This is a genomic window from Phycicoccus elongatus Lp2 (assembly GCF_000367525.1).
GTDB lineage: Bacteria > Actinomycetota > Actinomycetes > Actinomycetales > Dermatophilaceae > Phycicoccus_A > Phycicoccus_A elongatus.
Genome location: NZ_HF570956.1, coordinates 686106 through 687362 on the forward strand (window position 1 = coordinate 686106; position 1257 = coordinate 687362).

The 1257-nt window shown below is 72.0% G+C and carries 2 protein-coding genes; both read left to right on the plus strand.

The features are described 5' to 3' along the window. On the plus strand, positions 1-697 hold a 697-nt coding region (locus BN10_RS03270), incomplete at its 5' end, for an ATP-binding cassette domain-containing protein (RefSeq protein WP_156917303.1). Positions 698-701: 4 nt separating this feature from the next. Next, positions 702-1139 (plus strand): BlaI/MecI/CopY family transcriptional regulator, encoded by a 438-nt coding sequence (locus tag BN10_RS03275; RefSeq protein ID WP_010849739.1) that lies wholly within the window; start codon positions 702-704, stop codon positions 1137-1139. The last annotated feature ends 118 nt before the right edge of the window (positions 1140-1257 follow it).

Below are 1257 nucleotides of genomic sequence, written 5' to 3' on the forward strand. Positions count from 1 at the left end.
GGCGATGAGAGGCGGGCCCGCGGCATACCTCGACGGTCGGCCACACCTGCGCATCCGCGACGTCACCGCCTCGTGGACCGGTGCGCGGACCGACCTGCCGGCGACCACGCTCGACCTGCCGCCCGGTCGGCGAGTGGCGATCGTCGGGGCCAACGGATCGGGCAAGTCGACCCTGCTCGCCGTCCTCGCCCGCCACCTCGACCCGACCAGCGGCAACTACACGCTCGACGGCTTCGACGTGAGTGACCTGGCGGTGGAGGCCGTGCGCCGCCTGATTGCGGTCGTCGACGACGAGCCGCACGTCTTCGCGTCGACGCTGCGTGCCAACCTGCGCGTCGCGTCGCCGGACGCCACCGACAGCGACGTCACCCACGCGTTGCGTGAGGCCGGACTCAGCGGCTGGCTGACCGCGCTGCCCGACGGGCTCGACACGGTCCTGGGCACCGGCGGTCGCGGCATCTCCGGGGGTGAGCGCGCCCGCCTGGGGCTCGCCCGGGCGCTGGTGTCGGGGCGGCCGATCATCCTGCTCGACGAGCCGGTCGCGCACCTCGACCATGCGACCGCCGAGGCGATCCTCGCCGACCTCACCGGCGCCACCCACGACCGCACCGTCGTCATGGTCAGCCACCGGGACGACGGCTTCTCAGGTTTCGATCACATCATTGACCTCACGCCCGCCCACCACCTCGGAGGTTGACCCCATGTCACCGACCCCCAGCAACACCCCACGGCTCGGCGATCTCGAACGCGCGGTCATGGAGCATCTGTGGGCGTCCAGTGCCGAGCACCCCGACGGCGCGACGGTCCGCGAGGTGCTCGAACGCTTCGACGGCCAGCGGGAGATCGCGTACACGACCGTCATGACGGTGCTCGACCGACTGGCGAAGAAGGAACTCGTGACCCGGGTCCGGGACGGTCGGGCGTGGCGCTATCTCGCCGCGGATTCACGGGAGGCGCTGACGGCCCAGACCATGCGTCGTACCCTCGATGACATGGAGGTCACCAACCGCCGCGCCGCCCTCATGCACTTCCTCGACGGCGCCACCGAAGAGGAGATCGAGGACGTGCGCTCCGCCCTCGCCGAGATCGACGACCGTCGCTCCATCCTGGGTCTGCGGCGCCCTCGCAAACGGCGCTGACGAACACCCCCTGCCCCCATGATCGCGCTGTTGCTCGTCACCCTGGCCGCGGTGCTCGCGTGGCCGGCGCCGCGGCTGATGGCGCGCGCGGAGGCCTTTCGGCGGGGGGGGGGGGGGG